Raw genomic sequence first — 321 nt, forward strand, 5'->3', positions numbered from 1 at the left:
CTGTGGGCCAACAGCACCGGGATGACCGGCGGGCTCACCGAGGCCGACCTGCGACCCGCCACCGACCACCTTCCGGTGCTCGCGGTCCTCCAACTGCCGACCCGCTAGCCGGGCGTCAGACGACCGCGCCGCCGTGCGGGTCCTCGGGCTCGTCCTCGTCGTGGTCCTTCATCCGGACCACCAGCGTGGCGAAGCCGCCGAGGAAGGCGGCCACCCCGACCCAGGCGGGCCAGCCGGAGACCTCGCGCCAGACGACGGCGTCGAAGAGCAGCAGCGCTGGCCCGCCGAGCACCGCGAGCCAGGCGAACTTGGCGGTGGTGT

Annotated in this window: 1 pseudogene; it reads right to left on the reverse strand. The window is 73.8% G+C overall.

Annotated elements, in window-relative coordinates:
* Window positions 1-115: 115 nt before the first annotated feature.
* Window positions 116-321, reverse strand: a pseudogene (locus ABD308_RS12435) (hypothetical protein); the annotation flags it as partial.

The organism is Kitasatospora putterlickiae, assembly GCF_039527695.1.
In the GTDB taxonomy this organism is placed as follows: Bacteria; Actinomycetota; Actinomycetes; order Streptomycetales; family Streptomycetaceae; genus Kitasatospora; species Kitasatospora putterlickiae.